3 protein-coding genes and 2 pseudogenes are annotated in these 3,720 nt (G+C 73.1%); 1 reads left to right on the forward strand and 4 read right to left on the reverse strand.

What is annotated here, in order from left to right:
* Nucleotides 1-1,122 (forward strand): annotated as a pseudogene (locus EAD98_RS25110) (transposase); the annotation flags it as partial.
* Nucleotides 1,123-1,455: 333 nt separating this feature from the next.
* Here the strand turns inward: EAD98_RS25110 and EAD98_RS25115 are convergent.
* From EAD98_RS25115 to EAD98_RS25130, 4 genes and pseudogenes are all read right to left on the reverse strand, one after another.
* Nucleotides 1,456-2,049, reverse strand: coding sequence for an ATP/GTP-binding protein (locus EAD98_RS25115; protein WP_007455465.1), 594 nt, complete (start codon nucleotides 2,047-2,049; stop codon nucleotides 1,456-1,458).
* A gap of 1 nt (nucleotide 2,050) precedes the next feature.
* A complete protein-coding gene (locus EAD98_RS25120; protein WP_089021735.1) occupies nucleotides 2,051-2,422 on the reverse strand; it encodes a DUF742 domain-containing protein in 372 nt (123 codons plus the stop codon).
* Between the two features lie 98 nt (nucleotides 2,423-2,520).
* Nucleotides 2,521-2,925 (reverse strand): roadblock/LC7 domain-containing protein, encoded by a 405-nt coding sequence (locus EAD98_RS25125; protein WP_007455462.1) that lies wholly within the window; start codon nucleotides 2,923-2,925, stop codon nucleotides 2,521-2,523.
* Nucleotides 2,922-3,720 (reverse strand): annotated as a pseudogene (locus EAD98_RS25130) (ATPase); the annotation flags it as partial. The pseudogene EAD98_RS25130 and the gene EAD98_RS25125, both read right to left, overlap by 4 nt.

Below are 3,720 nucleotides of genomic sequence, written 5' to 3' on the forward strand. Positions count from 1 at the left end.
CCACCGCCCCCGCCGCCCGGGATCACCCCGATCGCGCCGGCGCAGCGCGGCGCGGTGCCGCCGGCCGAGGCGGGCGAGCCGTTCCGGCCGACGCTGACCACCGCGGCGATCAACAACGCGCGGGCCGAGCGGCAGCGCACGGTCATCCCGCCCCGCCCGAAGACCAACGGTGAGCCGCGGCCGAGCCACCTGCAACGACCGGTCGACGAGCCGCCCACCGGCGGGTTCAGCGCCACCGACCTCAGCATCCCGGTGCCCACTCCCCGACCGGGCCAGGAGTCGGCGCCGCCGGGGTCCCGGGCCAACTGGCCGCTGGTCAACAACCCGGAGGACCCGGCCGACAGTTCGCCGAACAACCCGGCCGCCTACCCGTACGGCGGCGGCCGTGGCATCGACGCCCCGACCGACCCGGGCCGGGCCGACGGCCGCGTCACCCCACCCTGGCTGGCGGACGACCTGCCGCAGGAGCCACCCATGCTGCGACTGGTGGAGCCACCGCCGCTGGCCGACCGGGCGCTGCGCGAGGGAAGCCTCAACCCACCCACCGACCCGCGCCTCGAGACGCCACCGCTGCGGCTGGTCGATCGGGAGCAGGCCGCCCGCAACGGCCGCCCCGCGCCCCGCATGGAGCGCCCCGTCGAGCACCGGCCGGCACCCCCGGTCGAGCACCGGCCGCCGCCGGTGGCGGACGAGGGCGACGGGGACCTGCTGATCTTCGCGCAGGCCAAGTCCGCCTGGTTCGTCGGGCAGACCGAGGAGTCCGACCTGGACTGGTCGACCACGGCCGACACCGGATGGCAGGCGGCCGAGCAGGCGGCCCGTCCCGCGGTGGGCGCCGAGACGACGGCCGGCCTGCCGAAGCGCGTGCCGCAGGCCAACCTGGTCCCGGGCTCCCCGTTGCGCGAAGAGCGTCCACTGCGGATAGTGCGTGACGCGGCGAGCCTCGCGGAGAACACCACCGGCTACTTCCGTGGCTGGCGTCGGGGACAGGAGATCGGCGGGTTCGCGGTGGGCGGCCGACCGGGTCGCGAGGCCGCCGGCGGCTGGGACTTCAGCCGCGACCACGGCGACCGCGACGACGACCGGGAATACGAGTACCGCTCCGCCGGCTACCAGTCCTGACCTCCGGCCGACCGGCCTTCCACCCCGGGTGCACGCCCCTGATCGGCGGCACCCGGGCCGGGGCTGCGATGGCGGTCGTGCCGATGGCGTGGCCCACCGGCTGGCCCGCCTGATCCCCGCGGAGCGGCTGCGTCGGGTGATGCTGCTACCCGGGCAGGGGCAGCACGGCACGACCGGCGTACGGCCGTCTGAGGCGCGTTGGAGCGCCCCCGAGGTCGAGCCGACGCCCAGCCCCAACCGTCGAACGTCCACGCCGGGCTCCGCGTGGGCGACCCCGGACAGCACTCAGCGCCCGGTGGCGGCCGGAGCCACCACCGGGCGCGAATCGTCCGGTCAGGCCGGAGCGACGGCGCGCGTACGCCGCATGGTGAGCACGTACTCGACCAGCGAGATCAGCACGTGCTTCGTCGACTCCCGGTTGCGGGCGTCGCAGGCCACCACCGGCACGTCGCTCGAGATCGCCAGCGCGTCCCGAACGTCCTGCGGATCGTGGTACTGCATCCCGTCGAAGCAGTTGATGGCCACCAGGTACGGCAGCCGCCGGTGCTCGAAGAAGTCGATCGCCGCGAAGCAGTCCGCCAGCCGGCGGGTATCCACCAGCACGACCGCACCGATGGCACCCCGGACCAGTTCGTCCCACATGAACCAGAATCGGGTCTGACCCGGCGTACCGAACAGGTACAGAATCAGGTCACGGTCGATCGAGATCCGGCCGAAGTCCATGGCCACCGTGGTCGTCGTCTTGCCCGGCACCTGCCGGGTGTCGTCGACGCCCACGCCAGCGGAGGTCATGATGGCCTCGGTGGTCAGCGGCGTGATCTCCGAGACCGAGCCGACCAGCGTCGTCTTACCGACGCCGAATCCACCGGCGATAACGATCTTCGCCGACGTCACGCGCCCACTCGGGTTCGGCGGGCGGTGCGACATGTCAGAGCCTGCGAAGTCCACTCAGCACCCTCTCCAGCAGTTCAGTGCCCACCGCGTCGTCGGAGTCGTCCAAAATGGTCGGCTCGTGGACTGCGACCAGGCCGTCCGTCGCCATGTCGGCGATGAGCACCCGGGCCACACCGAGCGGGAGCTGCATCCGCGCCGCGATCTCGGCGAGCGATTGCACGCGTCCGTCACACAGCGCGGCGATGTACTGGTGTTCGCGGCCACCGTTGCCATTGGCAGCGGCCCGACCGCGCACCGTCGTCTCGACGAGCGCCTCCAGCGCGATGTCGAGCCGGGGACGGGTACGACCGCGGGTCACGGCGTATGGACGGACCAACGCTCCGGTCGGTTCGTCACGATCGGCCATGTCGCCGCTCACCTCCTTCGTACCCGGCACCGGCTCCCACCGGTGAAACCCGTCGTTGTCGTTGTTTCAGTAGCGCCGACCTCACGATCGGCGAGGCGTCAGCCCAGCATGCCCGCGGCCGCACGCGGCTGCGGGGTCAGCGCGTCGCCCACCCGGTCGACCAGCAACGCCATCTCGTAGCCGACCTGCCCGACGTCCGAGCTGCGGGCGGCCAACACGGCGAAGGACGAGCCGTCCGAGATGGACATCAGGAACAGGAAGCCATTGTCCATCTCCACGACGGTCTGCAGTACCGCGCCTCCCTCGAAGCAGCGGGCCGCTCCCTGGGTGAGGCTGACCAGACCGGACGCGATCGCGGCGAGCTGGTCGGCCCGGTCCCGCGGGAGATCCCGTGACGACGCGAGAAGCAGGCCATCCGCCGAGACGGCGACCGCATGCGCGACACCGGGCACCCGGTCGGCGAAGTTGGCCAGCAGCCAACCAAGATCCTGCGTAGTTGTCATCCTTCTTGCTCCTTCTGCCCGCTCCCGGCCGCTGGGCCTGAGCCAGACTGCGAGGATTGCTGCCCTCCCGGAGTCGCCTCCGGGCTGGTCGGGTTGTCCGAGGTGCTACGCCCTCGCTGCACGCCCCGGTGGTAGGCGGAGAGCAGGCCACGGACCGCCTCCGGGGAACGCCGCTGGACCGAGGTGGTGGGCTTCTCCACCGCGCCGGGGACCAGCTGCGCCATCGGCTTGCGCTTCGGCAGACCGGTCGTGGTCGTCTCGCTCACCGGGACCGCGCTGGCCGCTGCCGAGGCGGCACGCCAACCGTCGTCGGCGGCGGTCTGCCAGCCGTTGGTCTGCTGCTGTTGGGGCCGGCGGGTCGGCAGGCTCTCGGCGAGGCTGGGGCGGGTGCCCCCGTTCGCTGTCGACCCGTTGTCCCGCGGCGCTCCTCCGGCCGTCGGAGTGTCTGCCATCGGTGTGTTACCTGTCGTCCCGGGTGGTGTCTTGTGGACTGCCGGACCGCTGGCCTCGACCGTCGCGAACTGCTGGGTCGCGGTGCCACCATTCGCCGCCGGCTGGGCGGCCGGTGCGGCCGCCTTGGCCGCCGCCTCCTCCGGACCCGGCCGGCGGGTACGGAACCAGGCCGACTCGAGCTCCCGGAAGATCGGCAGCTCCATGGTCTCGTCCGCGTACCGCTGCCGGTTCTGGGCCTGCGGCTGCTGCGGCGCCGGCCGGCTCTGCGCCGGTGCCGCCGCGTTCGGTGCCGCCGGCTGGGCCGGGGCGGCCGGCTGCTCGGCGGGGCGCTGCACCCGTGGC

Origin of the sequence: Micromonospora sp. CV4 (assembly GCF_003667455.1) — a bacterium.
Lineage (GTDB): Bacteria > Actinomycetota > Actinomycetes > Mycobacteriales > Micromonosporaceae > Micromonospora.

Bases quoted from the DNA above. Each gene is read 5' to 3' on its own strand.
- EAD98_RS25125 (WP_007455462.1), bottom strand. From the start codon at position 2,925: ATGACAACTACGCAGGATCTTGGTTGGCTGCTGGCCAACTTCGCCGAC.
- EAD98_RS25120 (WP_089021735.1), bottom strand. From the start codon at position 2,422: ATGGCCGATCGTGACGAACCGACCGGAGCGTTGGTCCGTCCATACGCC.
- EAD98_RS25115 (WP_007455465.1), bottom strand. From the start codon at position 2,049: ATGTCGCACCGCCCGCCGAACCCGAGTGGGCGCGTGACGTCGGCGAAG.